This is a genomic window from Burkholderia contaminans (assembly GCF_029633825.1).
Lineage (GTDB): Bacteria > Pseudomonadota > Gammaproteobacteria > Burkholderiales > Burkholderiaceae > Burkholderia > Burkholderia contaminans.
In genome coordinates, this window is sequence record NZ_CP090640.1 from 3,490,330 (window position 1) to 3,505,216 (window position 14,887).

A 14,887-nucleotide genomic window follows, 5' to 3' on the forward strand; every position below is an offset into this window, starting at 1 on the left:
CCCCACCCGTCGCCGGCGCGCTCAGCCGCGTGCGTATTCGTCATGACGGCGCCACCACGGGCCGGTCTCGTTGCGCCCGCGCGGCGAGCGATCGAGCCACTGGTACATCCCCCAGAGCCCGTCGAGGCCGCGCGCATAGGTGGAGTACGTGTGATAAACCGCGCCGTCCTCGCGCACGAACGCGCTCATCCCCGGCCGGTCGAGCGAATACGTGAGCGCGTCGGTGCCGCACGTCGCCGCGAACTGCACGACGGGTGCCGGCGGCGGATCCATGTCCATCGCGTGACCGGCACGCGCGTAGTTGTACTCGACGTCGCCCGCGCGCTGCTGCGTTTCGGTGAACGATACGTTGAAGTCGAAGTTGAAATCGCTGCCGACCGACGATGCCCACGGAAAGCGCCACCCCATCCGCTGCCGGTACGCGAGCAGCTTCGCGAGCGGCGCACGCGACACGGCGGCCAGCGTCACGTCGTGGTTCGCCAGGTGCACGGCAAACCCGTCGAAACCGTCGGCGATCGACGAGCACGACGGGCAGCCGGCCTTGTAGTCGGGGCCGAACATGAAGTGATAGACGAGCAGTTGCGAACGGCCGCGAAACAGGTCGTCGAGCGTTGCCTGCCCGTCTTCGGTGTCGAACCGGTAGGTCTTGTCGACGCGCACCCAGGGCAGTGCCTGGCGCCGCCGCGCGAGTTCGTCGCTTTGCCGCGTCAGCGCCTTTTCCGCGTCGAGCAGCGCGCGCCGCTCGGCCAGCCATTCGTCGCGCGTTCCGGTGAGATGGGCCGTCATGGCGGGTTCCTCCTTCCGTTGGGTATCCGGGCACGGCATCCGGCGCCGTGTGCGTGGTGCTAGATTAGTGGCGGGCATCGGACCGGAGGGAGTGACAAGTGTGTCGGGATTCGGATGGATTCGCTGATCACGGCGGCCGCGCGCGCGCTCGCGGCCGGTGACGCGCTCGGCGCGCTGAACCGTATCGCGCTGCGCGACGATGCGCCGGCGCTCGCGCTGCGCGGGATCGCGATGGCGCAGCTCGGCGATTTCGAACGTGCTCGCGCACTCGTGCGCGGTGCCGCCCGTGCGTTCGGCGCGAAGGAGGCCGTGGCGCGTGCGCGCTGCGTCGTCGCGGAAGCGGAGATTGCGCTCGCGTCGCGCGACCTGCGCTGGCCGACGCGCGCGCTCGATGCCGCGTGCGCGACGCTCGACGCGCACGGCGACCGCGCCAATGCCGCGCATGCGCGCTATCTCGGCGTACGCCGGCTGCTGCTGATCGGCCGGCTCGACGATGCCGAACGGATGCTCGCGAATCTCGATCCCGCGCCGCTGCCGGCCGCATCGCGCGCTGCCCATGAGCTGATCGCGGCCGGCATCGCGATGCGCCGCATCCGCACGCACGCGGCCCGCGCTGCGCTCGCCCGAGCACGCGCAGCGGCCCTCGACGCCGGCATCGCCGCGCTGACGGCCGAGGTCGACACCGCCGCACGCGTGCTCGACGCACCGGCCGCGCGCCTCATCGCGCGCGGTACATCACGGCTCGTGTCGCTCGACGAAGTCGAAACACTGTTCGCGTCGAATGCACTCGTCGTCGATGCGTGCCGCCACGCGGTGCGCGACGCGCGCACGACCGTGTCGCTTGCGCGGCGGCCCGTGCTGTTCGTGCTCGCCCGCGCGCTGGGCGAGGCATGGCCGGTGGACGTGTCACGCAACGCGCTCGTCGCCGTCGCGTTCCGCGCGAAACACGCGGACGAATCGCATCGCGCACGCCTGCGCGTCGAGATCGGCCGGCTGCGCGCGGTGCTGCGCCCGCTCGCGAACGTCGTCGCCACGCCACGCGGCTTTGCGCTCGAACCACTCGGCATGCGTGAGACCGTCGTGCTGGCGCGCCCGGTCGACGATCGCCACGCAGCCGTGCTCGCGCTCCTCGCCGATGGCGAAGCGTGGTCGAGCTCCGCGCTGGCGCTGGCCCTCGGCGCGAGCCAGCGCACCGTACAGCGCGCGCTCGACGCACTCGCTGAAGCGGGCAAAGTCCAGGCGCTGGGGCGCGGCCGCGCGCGCCGCTGGATGACGCCGCCGCTGCCCGGTTTCGCGACGACCTTGTTACTCCCTGCCCCGCTGCCGGGCGATTAGGATGACCTCAACGAACGACGAGGTGACGAACATGAAGCGCTCCCGTGCAGACATCCTTCGCGAATACGGCCCGTTTCCGGGCGTCGACGGCGTACACGGCGTCACGTACGACGGGCAGTACGTGTGGTACGCGTCCGGCGACAAGCTGAATGCGCTCGACCCGGAACGCGGCACGACCGTCCGCTCGCTCGACGTCGCCGCGCATGCGGGCACGGCGTTCGACGGCCGCCACCTGTACCAGATCGTCGAGGACCGCATCGAGAAGATCGATCCCGAATCGGGCCGCGTACTCGCGACGATCCCCGCCCCCGGCAACGGCGGCGATTCCGGGCTGGCTTGGGCCGAAGGCGCGCTGTGGGTCGGCCAGTACCGCGAACGCAAGATTCATCAGGTGGATCCGCAAACGGGCGCCGTGCTGCGCACGATCGAATCGAACCGCTTCGTCACCGGCGTGACGTGGGTCGACGGCGAGCTGTGGCACGGCACCTGGGAAGCCGACCAGGCCGACCTGCGGCACATCGATCCGCGCACCGGCCAGGTGCTCGAGCAGATCGACATGCCAGCAGGCGTCGGCGTATCGGGGCTCGAATCCGACGGCCACGACCGCTTCTACTGCGGCGGCGGCAACAGCGGCACGTTGCGCGCCGTGCGCCGGCCCGCGCGGGCCGGGGTGTCGGGCAACAACGCGGGCGCGTCGCCCGATTCGGCCGACGAATGATCCGCAGCCTGCGGTGATCGCTCCCGGGCGCAGCGCGCCTGCGCGCCGCCCTGCGCCGAGTGCAGGAATGAACAAGACGACGTCGCGGCCGCGTCGCTAAGATGCGCGCTCGTCAGTCATGTGTTCGGAGCGGTCGATGCAACGCGGTGTGGTCTATGGTGTCCTGGCAGGTGCCCTGTGGGGCATGGTGTTTCTCGTTCCGCGGCTGCTGACCGACTTCTCGCCGCTGCTGCTGAGCGCCGGCCGCTACGCGATGTACGGCCTCGTGTCGTTGGCGGCCGCGCTGCCGGCCGCCCGCTCGCTGCTCGCGCGGCTGACCCGTGAGGATCTCGTCGCGCTGGTCAGGCTCGCCGTCGTCGGCAACGTCGCGTACTACATGCTGCTGTCCGGCGCCGTGCACCTGATCGGCATCGCGCCCAGTTCGCTGATCGTCGGCGTGCTGCCCGTCACGGTCACGCTCGCGGGCCTCGGCGACCACGGCGCCGTGCCGTTGCGGCGGCTCGCGGCCCCGCTCGCGCTGGTGATCGCGGGCATCGTCTGCATCAACGTCGACCTGTTCACGTCCGAGGCCGCACATGCGACGACGCTCGGCCAGAAGCTCGCCGGCATCGCCTGCGCGGCCGGCGCGCTCGCGAGCTGGACCTGGTATGCGGTCGCGAACGCACGCTATCTGCAACGCCATCATCATTTCGGCGGCAACGAGTGGTCGGTGCTGTGGGGTGTCGTGACGGGCCTGATCGGCGGGCTCGTCTGGATCGCGATCGTCGCACTGCCGGCCGGCTCCGTGCAGGCGGCGGTGCCTGCATCGCGCTGGCAGCTGTTCTGGCTGCTGAACCTCGTACTCGCGATCGGCGCATCGTGGCTCGGCAACGGGCTGTGGAATGCCGCGTCGAAGCGGCTGCCGCTCACGCTGTCGGGCCAGCTGATCGTGTTCGAAACCGTGTTCGCGATGCTTTACGCGTTCGTGTACGACCAGCGGATGCCGCATGCACTCGAGATCGCCGCGCTGGTGCTGCTGCTCGCGGGTGTCTACGGATCGGTGCGGCAGCACGGCGACACGCCCGCCGGCGGCGATACGTCGGGACGCACGCCGGCGAACGCGAACGCTGCGGCCCACTGAGCGCCGCGGCGTTCGATCGAACGAATCGGGACGAAAGCCGCGGAACGGCGCGTCAGCGCGCGTCCTTGTGCATCCACTTGCGGCCCTCGATGGAGCCGTCGCGGCGCGACTTGTCGACGCGCCGCTGGCGCGCGAGCTTCGGATCGACGATCAACGGACGGTAGATCTCGACGCGGTCGTGGTCGGCGAGCGGCGCGTCGAGCGGCGCAAGCTTGCCGTACACGCCCGTCTTCGCGTTCGCGAGATCGATTTCCGGGTGCAGCGCGAGCACGCCGCTCGCATCGATCGCCGAACGAACGGTCGCCCCTTCGGGCAGCGACAGAGGAATCAGCGTCTGGCGATCCGGCAGCGCGTAGCAGACTTCGATCGACAGCATCGCGTCACCCCTTCCCGTAGCGCTGGTCGGCACGCTTCACGAACGAATCGACGAACGTGTTGGCGATGTGGCTGAACACGGGCCCGATGATCTTCTCGAGCAGGATGCTCGAGAACTCGTAGTGCAGCGCGAATTCGATCTTGCAGGCATCGGCGCGCAGTGCCGTGAAGCGCCACGAGCCCGTGAACTTCCTGAACGGGCCGTCGGTGAACTCCATGTCGATCCGCGTCGGGCGCTGCTGCGTGTTGCGCGTCGCGAAATGCTGCTTGATGCCCTTGAAGTTGATGTCGATGCGCGCTTCCATCCCGCTCTCGTCCTGACGGCGAACCTCGACGCCGCCGCACCAGGGCAGGAAATTGGGGTAGTCGGCCACGTCGGTGACAAGGTCGAACATCTGTTCCGCCGAATGACGGATCAATACGGTTTTCTGGACATCTGCCATAAATCGCGCGGCATCGCTCAAAGTGAGAACGCAAGCCGGGCGATTCCCGCCCCGCTTTGCTAAAATCGTGATTTTAAACGAGTTGGCCCGATCCTTTCATGAGCATCATCGACAACAGGAAAGCGCACTTCGATTATCACATCGAGGAACGCTACGAGGCGGGGCTCGTGCTGGAGGGCTGGGAAGTCAAGGCGCTGCGCGCCGGGCGCGGCCAGATCAGGGAAGGTTACGTCGTGATCAAGCACGCCGAGATCTTCCTGATCGGTACCCATATCAGCCCGCTGCCCGAGGCTTCGACCCACATCACGCCCGACCCGGTTCGCACGCGCAAGCTGCTGCTGCACCGCGAGGAAATCAAGAAACTGATCGGCAAGGTCGAGCAGCGCGGCTACACGCTCGTGCCGCTGAACTTCCACTACAAGGGCGGCCGCGTGAAGTGCGACATCGCGCTCGCGAAGGGCAAGAAGCTGCACGACAAGCGCGAAACCGAGAAGAAGCGCGACTGGGAACGCGAAAAGGCACGCATCATGCGCGCCGGCACCTGACCTGCGCGATACGCATCACAAACGACACGGCCCGCTCGAAGCGGGCCGTGTTGCTTTGGGCTCGGGGAATCGGGCGTGCCGGCTACAAGGGCGACACGCGGCGCGCCACGCCGCCCGTTTCGGCCGAAGCAAGGGTCCGGCTATGGAGCCGCACGAGCGTCATCCACACCCCGGCTGCGCGACGATTCGCCGCACACGGAGCGCACACGGAGCGCACACGGCGGCCGCAAGCGAACCGCGCAAACCCGGACTCACGCCTTCCCGCCCGAGGCGGCCCCCGCGCTCTTGACGATCGTCAGCGCCGACGAGATCGCCGTGCCGAGATCCGACAGATTCGCCGGCACGATCAGCGTGTTGCCCTGCTTCGCGAGATTCGAGAACGCGCTGACATACTGCTCGGCGACCTTCAGGTTCACCGCGTCCATCCCGCCCTGCGATTGCATCGCGTTCGCAATCTTCTGGATCGCTTGCGCGTTCGCTTCAGCCACCGCCAGAATCGCGGCGGCCTCGCCCTGCGCCTGGTTGATCGCGGCCTGCCGCTCGCCTTCGGATTTCTGGATCGCTGCTTCGCGCGCACCCGACGCGAGATTGATCTGCTCCTGCTTGCGGCCTTCGGAAGCGGCAATCAGCGCACGCTTTTCGCGCTCCGCGGTGATCTGCGCCTGCATCGCGTGCAGGATTTCCTTCGGCGGCGTCAGGTCCTTGATCTCGTAGCGCAGAACCTTCACGCCCCAGTTCGCCGCGGCCTGATCGAGTGCCGACACGATGTTGTGGTTGATGAAGTCGCGCTCCTCGAACGTCTTGTCGAGTTCGAGCTTGCCGACCACCGAGCGCAACGTCGTTTGCGCGAGCTGCGTGATCGCGAGCACGAAGTTGCTCGACCCGTACGACGCCTTCATCGGATCGGTCACCTGGAAGTACAGCACGCCGTCGACCTGCAGCTGCGTGTTGTCGCGCGTGATACAGACCTGGCTCGGCACGTCGAGCGGGATTTCCTTCAACACGTGCCGGTAGGCGATGCGATCGACGAACGGCAGCACGATATTGAGACCGGGCGACAGCGTCGCGTGATAGCGCCCGAAGCGCTCGAGCACCCACGCATGCTGCTGCGGCACGATCTTCACCGTCTTCGACACGATCACGATCGCGATGACGAGCAGGACCACCCAGATGATCAGCGAATCCATGAAATATTCCCTCCTTGTTGTATCGGCGGGCGATCAGCCCGCGGGTTTCGCCACGACCACGAGACAATTGCCGCGCACGGCACTTACCTGGTACACGTGCGCATCGTCGCGCTCGCCGTTCTCGAGCTCGACGTCCCAGTCGGCGCCGCGGTACTGCACGCGCGCGCGGCCGTCACGCCACGCGTCGACCGTAACGGTCGCGCCGATATCGAGATTGACGTCGGGATTCGTCGACGTGTCGCGCTTCTGCTTGCGGCCGAGCCCCGAACGCCGCAACACGATCATCGCGACGATCGCGACCACCCCGCCGCACCGAACTGCACGTGCGGCGCGAAACCGGCCAGCTGCAGCAGCCCGCCCGCGAGAAAGCCGAGCGCGATCATCAGCAGGTAGAACGTGCCCGTCAGCAACTCGGCCACGACCAGCACGCCCACCGCGACCCACCAGAACAGATGCCCCGACATCATTGCGGTCTCCAGAAAAACATCTCCCACGTTCACTTGCGTGGCATGGAACCAGAATACGCGCTGAAGCGCTGTTCCGGATCGATTTGTTCGTGGCGCCCGAGAGAGCGGCCGGCACGCCTGGGGCAGCCCGGTTCGTACCGACAAACAAAAACACCCCGGTATCTACCGGGGTGTTTATAGCATGAACCTTGCAATTTGCCTTCACTGAAGGAGCAGCAGCGCCGCTCCTTCGTCGATGGCAAGTTACCGACCGTTACTTCCGGTTGGCGAGCGCCTGCCACGTATCGATGATCGTGTCGGGGTTCAGCGAGATCGACACGATGCCTTCGTCCGTCAGCCATTGCGCGAAGTCCGGATGATCGGACGGGCCCTGGCCGCAGATGCCGACGTACTTGCCCATCTTGCGGCAGGTATCGATCGCGCGCTTCAGCAGGAACTTGACGGCCGGGTCGCGTTCGTCGAAGTCGACAGCCAGCAATTCCATGCCCGAATCGCGGTCGAGGCCGAGCGTGAGCTGCGTGAGGTCGTTCGAGCCGATCGAGAAACCGTCGAAGAACTGCAGGAAATCTTCGGCGAGGATCGCGTTGGTCGGGACTTCGCACATCATCACGAGGCGCAGGCCGTTTTCGCCGCGCTTCAGGCCGAACTTCTCGAGCAGGCCGACGACACGCTCCGCCTGCTTCACGGTCCGCACGAACGGCACCATGATCTCGACGTTGGTCAGGCCCATCTCGTCGCGCACGCGCTTCAGTGCACGGCACTCCATCTCGAACGCCTGCGCGAAGTCTTCAGCGATGTAACGCGACGCGCCGCGGAAGCCCAGCATCGGGTTTTCCTCGTCCGGCTCGTAACGCGAACCGCCGATCAGCTTCTTGTACTCGTTCGACTTGAAGTCGGACAGACGCACGATCACGGGCTTCGGATAGAACGCCGCCGCGATCGTCGCGACACCTTCCGTCAGCTTGTCGACGTAGAACTGACGCGGCGATGCGTGACCGCGCGCGACGCTCTCGACGGCCTTCTTCAGATCCTGGTCGATGTTCGGGTACTCGAGGATCGCCTTCGGGTGAACGCCGATGTTGTTGTTGATGATGAACTCGAGACGCGCGAGACCCACGCCGCCGTTCGGCAGTTGCGAGAAGTCGAACGCGAGCTGCGGGTTGCCGACGTTCATCATGATCTTGACCGGGATTTCCGGCAGTTCGCCGCGCTGCACTTCCGTGACTTCCGTCTCGAGCAGGCCGTCGTAGATCTTGCCTTCGTCGCCTTCCGCGCACGACACGGTGACGAGCGCGCCGTCCTTCAGGATGTCGGTCGCGTCGCCGCAGCCGACGACTGCCGGCACGCCGAGTTCACGCGCGATAATCGCCGCGTGGCAGGTCCGGCCGCCACGGTTCGTGACGATCGCGGCTGCACGCTTCATCACCGGCTCCCAGTTCGGGTCGGTCATGTCGGCCACCAGCACGTCGCCCGGCTGCACGCGTTCCATTTCCGACGGATCCTGGATCACGCGCACGGGGCCCGCACCGATCTTCTGGCCGATCGCACGGCCCGTTGCCAGCACCTGCGACTGGCCCTTCAGCTTGAAGCGCTGCTCGGCCTTGCCGCTCGCCTGGCTCTTCACGGTTTCCGGGCGTGCCTGCAGGATGAAGATCTTGCCGTCGCGGCCGTCCTTGCCCCACTCGATGTCCATCGGACGCTGGTAGTGCTTCTCGATGATGACCGCGTACTTCGCCAGCTCGATCACGTCCTCGTCGGTGATCGAGTAGCGGTTGCGCTGCTCGTGCGGCACGTCGACCGTCTTCACGCGGCCCGGCTCGCCCGGCTGCGTGAATTCCATCTTGATCAGCTTCGAGCCGATCGAGCGGCGGATGATCGGGTACTTGTCCTGGGCGAGCGTCGTCTTGAACACGTAGAACTCGTCCGGGTTCACTGCGCCCTGCACGACGGTTTCGCCCAGGCCGTAGCTCGACGTGATGAACACGGCGTCCTTGAAGCCCGATTCGGTGTCGATCGTGAACATCACGCCGGCCGCGCCGACGTCCGAGCGGACCATGCGCTGCACGCCGGCCGACAGGGCGACTTCCGCGTGCGTGAAGCCCTTGTGCACGCGATACGAGATCGCGCGGTCGTTGTACAGCGACGCGAACACGTGCTTCATGCGGTCGAGCACGTCCTCGATACCGACGACGTTCAGGTACGACTCCTGCTGGCCGGCGAACGATGCGTCGGGCAGGTCTTCCGCGGTAGCGGACGAACGCACGGCGAACGACAGCTCGCCCGGCGAGCTGTTCTTCAGGATGTCGAACTGCTCACGGATTTCCTGCTCGAGACGTGCCTGCAGCGGCGCATCGACGATCCACTTGCGGATTTCGGCGCCGGCTTCGGCGAGCGCCTTCACGTCGTCGATGTCGAGCGACTCGAGACGCTTGGCGATGCGGTCGGTAAGGTCGTTGTGCTTGAGGAAATCGCGGAACGCGAGCGCGGTCGTGGCGAAACCGGTGGGTACGCGAACGCCTGCTTCGGAAAGCTGGCTGATCATTTCGCCCAGCGACGCATTCTTGCCGCCGACGATCTCCACATCGGTCATCCGCAACTGCTCGAACGGAATTACATACGCCTGGTCCTTTGCGACGTTTGCTGCGTTAGTCATACAAGCCCCTAAGTGTGAAAAAAATGCTCGATTGCGCAAGTGGGCTTGGACGCGGGCGCTTGCAAAAAGGCGCGGCGCGTCTTGCGCAACCTGTTGGAGAAACAATCGCAGCGGCGGATTATCTTCCGACCCGATTTGCAAAAATCCCGGCAGAAGGGCGATATTTTCAGACAAATCGCCAAACTTGCCGGGAATTTTGGAATCGAGCGGAGAACCCCGGGGCGCCGTTCGCGCCCTGCCCCCGCAATTGCTTATCCAACAGGTTGCCGCTATTCTACCGTGCCGGCTGCCGGATGTGGCGCGACCTTGTCACTGCGTCTGGAGGCGAACCTCCAGCCGCCCGCGCAACCGCCCTTCACGCTCGACGCCCAGATTCATGCTGCCTACCGTATTCATCGTCTCCGACGGCACCGGGATCACTGCCGAAACCTTCGCGCATTCGATCCTCTCCCAGTTCGACCAGAAATTCCGCCTCGTGCGCGTGCCGTTCGTCGATTCGCTCGACAAGGCCTATGCGACCGTCGAGAAGATCAACGAGGCCGCCGTGCACGACGGCCGCCGCGCGATCGTGTTCACGACGCTCGTCGACAGCGAGTCGAACGACATCGTCAAGCGCTCGAACGCGCTCGTGCTCGACATGTTCCAGCGCTTCGTCGAACCGCTCGAGCAGGAACTGGAGCTCAAGTCGAGCCACGCGATGGGCCGCGGCCACCAGAACGCGGACACCGAGGAATACAAGACCCGGATCGAGGCGATCAACTTCTCGCTCGCACACGATGACGGCCAGTCGAACCGCAACCTGTCGGAAGCCGACGTGATCCTCGTCGGCGTGTCGCGCAGCGGCAAGACGCCGACGAGCCTGTATCTCGCGATGCAGTACGGCGTGAAGGCGGCAAACTATCCGCTGATTCCGGAGGATTTCGAGCGCGGCAAGCTGCCGTCGGCGCTGTCGCCGTACAGCGAGAAGCTGTTCGGGCTGTCGATCGACCCGCAGCGCCTGTCCGAGATCCGCAACGAGCGCCGGCCGGGCAGCAAGTACGCGGCGCCCGAGAACTGCCGCTACGAGATCAACGAAGCCGAAGCGATGATGCGCCGCGAGGGGATCAAGTGGCTGTCGTCGACGCACAAGTCGATCGAGGAAATCGCGACGACGATCCTGCAGGAAATCCGCCTCGACCGGCAGTCGTATTGAGCCTGAGCGCTGGTGCGCTCGCGGCCGCCTGGCCGCCGCCGGATACAACAAGGCCGCGTCGAACGCGGCCTTTTTCAATGGTGCGAACCAAGCACGGGGGCGGCGTCACCCACGCCGCTGCTGGCGCACCTGCTCGAACAGGCAGACCGCGGCCGCGGCCGCGACGTTCAGCGACTCCATCCCGCCCGGCTGCGGGATCGTCACGCGATGCGTGGCCGCGTCACGCCAGAACGCCGATACCCCGGCACCCTCGTTGCCGAACACCCATGCAACGGGCCCCGACAGGTCACAGTCGTAGACCGCCTGCGCGCCGTGCGAATCGGTCAGCGCGACCGGCACGTCGAGACGCGCGGCGAGCGCACCGGCTTCGACATCTTCGTGGATCGACAGCAGGAAATGCGCGCCCATGCCCGAGCGCAGCACCTTCGACGACCATGCGTACGCGGTACCCGGCGCACAGAACACGTGGCGCACGCCGGCGGCCGCCGCACTGCGCAGGATCGAGCCGACGTTGCCGGCGTCCTGCACGCCGTCGAGCACGACCGACGACTGCGTCACGCGCTCGGGCAGCGGCTGTGCCGGCCGGTCGACGAGCAGCAGGAAGCCGACGCCGTTGACCACGTTCGACAACTGCCCGAACAACGCATCGGGCAGCGTGACGATCCGTTGTGAATCGATGCGCGCGACGATCGCCTGGGCCTCGGCGTGGCCGAGCGCGCCTTCGGTCGTGACGCACAGCTCGGGCGTCGCGCCCGTGTCGAGGTACGCGCTCGCGAGATGGAATCCTTCGAGCAGCGCCTGGCCGCCGCGGCGCTGATGGGACGTCGAACCCGCGAGCGCCTTCAGGCGCTTGTACAGCGGGTTGTCGCGGGAAGTAATGCTTTTCATCGAATCAGGTCGAGTGCCGCACGAACCGGCGCGAACGACCGCCGATGGGCTTCGCACGGGCCGTGCTCGCGCAGGGCGGCAAGGTGTTTCACGGTGCCGTAGCCCGCATGCACGTTGAAGCCGTACACGGGGAAACGCTCGTGCAGGTCGACGAGCATGCGGTCACGGGAGACCTTCGCGAGAATCGACGCGGCCGAGATGCTCGGCACGAGCGCATCGCCACTGACGATCGCCTCGGCACGCACCGTCAGCGTCGGGCAACGGTTGCCGTCGATCTGCGCAAGCGTCGGCAGGATCGACAGGCCCTCGACCGCGCGCTTCATCGCGAGCATCGTCGCGTGCAGGATGTTCAGCGTGTCGATCTCGTCGACGCTCGCCGATGCAACGCAATACGACAGCGAGCGCGCGACGATCAGCTCGTACAGCGCATCGCGCTTCTTCGCGGACAGCGCCTTCGAATCGTCGAGCCCGTCGATCGGCTGCGCCGGATCGAGAATCACCGCGGCGGCCACCACCGGCCCCGCGAGCGGGCCGCGGCCCGCTTCGTCGACGCCGCAGACGATCTCGTCGGGACGGCTGAAATCGAAACCGCCCTGCACGTCGCTCGACGCACGGCGGCGTGGTGCACGTACTGCGGTCATGCGCGCCCCTTGCGTTGTTCGAGCACGCGCACGACCGCTTCGGCCGCCTTCGCAGCCGTGTTCTGCCGCAGCGAAAGATGCATTTCGGTAAAGACTTCGGTCAGCGTGCGACGGTTCGCGTCGTCGCGCAGCTGCGTGAGCGTCGCATCGGCAAGCGCCTCGGGCGTCGCGAAATGCTGCAGCAGCTCGGGCACGACGAAGCGCCCCGCCAGGATGTTCGGCAAGCCGACGTACGGCAGGTAACCCTGCCGCCGCATGATCTGCCCGGTCAGCCAGGGCACCTTGTATGAGATCACCATCGGCTTCTTCAGCAGCGCGGCTTCCAGCGTGACCGTGCCGCTCTTCACGAGGATCGCGTCGGCAGCCGTCATCGCAACCTGCGAGCGGCCGTCGGTGATCGTCAGCGCGAGCTGCGGATGGGCATCGACGAGCGGTTGCAGCAGCGCGCGCAGCGCGGGCGTGGCCGCCGGCATCACGAACCGTACGCCGGGCTCGCGCTGCTGCATCAGCGCCATTGCCGCGAAGAACGTCGGGCCGATCAGTGCGATTTCCGAGCGCCGGCTGCCCGGCAACACGGCGATCACCGGGCCGTCGGCCGGCAATCCGAGCGCGATGCGCGCGCCGTGCGTGTCGGGCTCGAGCGGAATCTCGTCGGCGAGCGGATGGCCGACGTAGGTCGACGCAACGCCTGCCTTGTCGAGAATCGCCGGTTCGAACGGAAACAGGCACAGCATGTGATCGACGGACTTCGCGATCTTCTTGATCCGGCCGCCGCGCCATGCCCAGATCGACGGGCACACGAAGTGGATCGACGGGATGCCCGCGTCGCGCGCCGCCTGTTCGACGTTGAAGTTGAAATCGGGCGCATCGACGCCGATGAACGCGTCCGGCCGCTCGGCGAGCAACTGGCGCTTCAGCTCGCCGCGAATCCGCAGGATCTCGGGAATCTGGCCCAACGCCTCGACATAGCCGCGCACGGTCAGCTTGTCCATCTGCCAGTGCGAGTCGAAGCCGTGTGCGATCATTCGCGGGCCGCCGATCCCGTAGTACTGGGCCGATTCCGGCAGCCGCTCGCGCAGCCCGCCGAGCAGCGACGCGCCGAGCAGGTCGCCCGACGGTTCGCCGGCCACCATCGCGAGCCGGAGCTGAGTGGTCGGAAGCGGCATCGCTTAGCGGATGATGCCGCGTTGCGACGCGTCGATGAACTCGACGAGCGCCTTCACGGGTGCGTCGCCGTCGCCGCCCGCCGCCGCCAGCTCACGCAACTGCACTTTCGCTTCCTCGAGCGACAGGCCGTTCTTGTACAGCAGGCGGTACGCGCTGCGCAGCGCGGAGATCGCGTCGGGCGAGAAACCGCGCCGGCGCAGCCCTTCGACGTTGATCCCGTGCGGTTCGGCCTTGTTGCCTGCCGCGATCACGAACGGCGGAATGTCCTGCACGAGCGCCGATGCGCCGCCCAGCATCGAGTGCGCGCCGATGCGCACGAACTGGTGGACGCCCGACATCCCGCCGACGATCGCCCAGTCGCCGATCTCGACGTGGCCTGCCATCTGCGCGTTGCTCGACAGGATCACGTGGCTGCCGACCGTGCAGTCGTGACCGATGTGCACATAGGCCATGATCCAGTTGTCGTCACCGAGCGTCGTCACGCCGCCGTCCTGCACGGTGCCCGTGTGGATCGTCGTGAATTCGCGGATCGTGTTGCGGCTGCCGATCACGAGCTTCGTCGGCTCGTCCTTGTACTTCATGTCCTGCGGACGACCACCGACCGACGCGTAATGGCCGATGCGGTTGTCCTCGCCGAGCGTCGTATGGCCTTCGATCACGCTGTGCGAGCCGATCGTCGTACGCGCGCCGATCGTGACGTGCGGACCGACGATCGCGTACGGGCCGATCTCGACCGATTCGTCGATCTGCGCGCCCGGTTCGACAATCGCGGTGGGATGAATCCTGGTCATGCGCCGTTGCCTCTCGATGTGATGTGTCGCGTTGCGTTGCCTGTCCGTGCCGCGTCGCTCAGGGCGCCACGTCGGTCGTCTTGACCGTGCACATCAGTTCGGCTTCCGCCGCCACCTTGCCGTCCACTTCCGCCACCGCCTTGAACTTCCAGATACCGCGGATGTAGCGTTCGAACGTCACGTTCAGAATCAGTTGGTCGCCCGGCTCGACCGGACGCTTGAAGCGCGCGCCGTCGATCCCGACGAAGTAGTACAGCGTGTTCTCCGGATCCTTCGGCTGCTCTTCCGAGAAGGTCAGCAGCGCCGCAGCCTGCGCGAGCGCCTCGAGGATCAGCACGCCCGGCATCACCGGCCGCTTCGGGAAATGCCCCTGGAAGTACGGCTCGTTGATCGACACGTTCTTCAGCGCTTTGATGCCCTTGTGCGGTTCGAGTTCGAGCACGCGATCGACGAGCAGAATCGGGTAGCGATGCGGCAGCAGCGTGAGGATCTTGTGGATGTCGAGATTGATTTTTTCAGTGCTCATGATGGTTCGTCTCACGCAGAGGCTGCGCGGTGGTGATGCAAAGGCTGAAGCGG

15 protein-coding genes and 1 pseudogene are annotated in these 14,887 nt (G+C 66.5%); 5 read left to right on the forward strand and 11 right to left on the reverse strand.

Translation table 11 applies throughout. From position 1 onward, the window contains the following. Positions 1 to 21 precede the first annotated feature (21 nt). Positions 22 to 786, reverse strand: a complete 765-nt coding sequence (locus LXE91_RS16285) for a DUF899 domain-containing protein (protein ID WP_039342770.1) — start codon at positions 784 to 786, stop codon at positions 22 to 24. Between the two features lie 114 nt (positions 787 to 900). Here LXE91_RS16285 and LXE91_RS16290 point away from each other — a divergent pair, with 114 nt between their 5' ends. The 3 genes from LXE91_RS16290 to LXE91_RS16300 all read left to right on the forward strand — a co-directional run bounded on the left by LXE91_RS16290 (position 901) and on the right by LXE91_RS16300 (position 3,959). Then, positions 901 to 2,121: a DNA-binding protein gene (locus LXE91_RS16290; protein WP_039342768.1), complete on the forward strand. Its 1,221-nt coding sequence runs from the start codon at positions 901 to 903 to the stop codon at positions 2,119 to 2,121. 31 nt (positions 2,122 to 2,152) lie between these two features. After that, complete coding sequence (locus LXE91_RS16295) at positions 2,153 to 2,839, forward strand: Vgb family protein (protein WP_039342892.1); 687 nt, start codon at positions 2,153 to 2,155, stop codon at positions 2,837 to 2,839. A 136-nt stretch (positions 2,840 to 2,975) separates the two neighbouring features. Beyond that, positions 2,976 to 3,959 (forward strand): DMT family transporter, encoded by a 984-nt coding sequence (locus tag LXE91_RS16300; protein WP_039342766.1) that lies wholly within the window; start codon positions 2,976 to 2,978, stop codon positions 3,957 to 3,959. Between the two features lie 52 nt (positions 3,960 to 4,011). Here the strand turns inward: LXE91_RS16300 and LXE91_RS16305 are convergent, their stop codons facing one another. Both LXE91_RS16305 and LXE91_RS16310 read right to left on the reverse strand, forming a co-directional pair. Then, positions 4,012 to 4,335, reverse strand: coding sequence for an RnfH family protein (locus LXE91_RS16305; protein ID WP_039342764.1), 324 nt, complete (start codon positions 4,333 to 4,335; stop codon positions 4,012 to 4,014). Between the two features lie 4 nt (positions 4,336 to 4,339). Next, entirely contained in the window at positions 4,340 to 4,777 is a 438-nt protein-coding gene (locus tag LXE91_RS16310) for a type II toxin-antitoxin system RatA family toxin (RefSeq protein WP_039342762.1), read from the reverse strand. 98 nt (positions 4,778 to 4,875) lie between these two features. Here LXE91_RS16310 and smpB point away from each other — a divergent pair, with 98 nt between their 5' ends. Continuing rightward, on the forward strand, positions 4,876 to 5,322 hold the full coding sequence (gene smpB, locus LXE91_RS16315) for an SsrA-binding protein SmpB (protein WP_039342760.1): 447 nt from the start codon (positions 4,876 to 4,878) through the stop codon (positions 5,320 to 5,322). A 251-nt stretch (positions 5,323 to 5,573) separates the two neighbouring features. Here the strand turns inward: smpB and LXE91_RS16320 are convergent, their stop codons facing one another. From LXE91_RS16320 to ppsA, 3 genes and pseudogenes are all read right to left on the reverse strand, one after another. Further along, on the reverse strand, positions 5,574 to 6,509 hold the full coding sequence (locus LXE91_RS16320) for an SPFH domain-containing protein (protein ID WP_039342757.1): 936 nt from the start codon (positions 6,507 to 6,509) through the stop codon (positions 5,574 to 5,576). Positions 6,510 to 6,542: 33 nt separating this feature from the next. Beyond that, positions 6,543 to 6,976, reverse strand: a pseudogene (locus LXE91_RS16325) (NfeD family protein). 253 nt (positions 6,977 to 7,229) lie between these two features. Continuing rightward, positions 7,230 to 9,629, reverse strand: coding sequence for a phosphoenolpyruvate synthase (gene ppsA / locus LXE91_RS16330; RefSeq protein ID WP_039342751.1), 2,400 nt, complete (start codon positions 9,627 to 9,629; stop codon positions 7,230 to 7,232). Positions 9,630 to 10,005: 376 nt separating this feature from the next. On the opposite strand from ppsA, the gene ppsR reads away from it, so the two are divergent. Then, positions 10,006 to 10,821: a posphoenolpyruvate synthetase regulatory kinase/phosphorylase PpsR gene (ppsR, locus tag LXE91_RS16335; protein ID WP_006483812.1), complete on the forward strand. Its 816-nt coding sequence runs from the start codon at positions 10,006 to 10,008 to the stop codon at positions 10,819 to 10,821. Positions 10,822 to 10,926: 105 nt separating this feature from the next. Here the strand turns inward: ppsR and LXE91_RS16340 are convergent, their stop codons facing one another. The 5 genes from LXE91_RS16340 to fabZ are packed head-to-tail and all read right to left on the reverse strand — an operon-like array spanning position 10,927 to position 14,834. After that, positions 10,927 to 11,709 carry a TrmH family RNA methyltransferase gene (locus LXE91_RS16340; protein WP_039342745.1) on the reverse strand — a complete coding sequence of 261 codons (783 nt, stop codon included), beginning with the start codon at positions 11,707 to 11,709 and terminating at the stop codon, positions 10,927 to 10,929. Beyond that, positions 11,706 to 12,350, reverse strand: a complete 645-nt coding sequence (gene rnhB, locus LXE91_RS16345) for a ribonuclease HII (RefSeq protein WP_039342741.1) — start codon at positions 12,348 to 12,350, stop codon at positions 11,706 to 11,708. Before rnhB ends, LXE91_RS16340 begins: the two co-directional genes overlap by 4 nt. Next, on the reverse strand, positions 12,347 to 13,516 hold the full coding sequence (gene lpxB, locus LXE91_RS16350) for a lipid-A-disaccharide synthase (protein WP_039342739.1): 1,170 nt from the start codon (positions 13,514 to 13,516) through the stop codon (positions 12,347 to 12,349). The genes rnhB and lpxB overlap by 4 nt, the downstream gene beginning before the upstream one ends. A gap of 3 nt (positions 13,517 to 13,519) precedes the next feature. Then, positions 13,520 to 14,308: an acyl-ACP--UDP-N-acetylglucosamine O-acyltransferase gene (lpxA, locus tag LXE91_RS16355; protein ID WP_039342737.1), complete on the reverse strand. Its 789-nt coding sequence runs from the start codon at positions 14,306 to 14,308 to the stop codon at positions 13,520 to 13,522. Between the two features lie 58 nt (positions 14,309 to 14,366). Then, positions 14,367 to 14,834, reverse strand: a complete 468-nt coding sequence (gene fabZ / locus LXE91_RS16360) for a 3-hydroxyacyl-ACP dehydratase FabZ (RefSeq protein WP_011352450.1) — start codon at positions 14,832 to 14,834, stop codon at positions 14,367 to 14,369. Positions 14,835 to 14,887 lie beyond the last annotated feature (53 nt).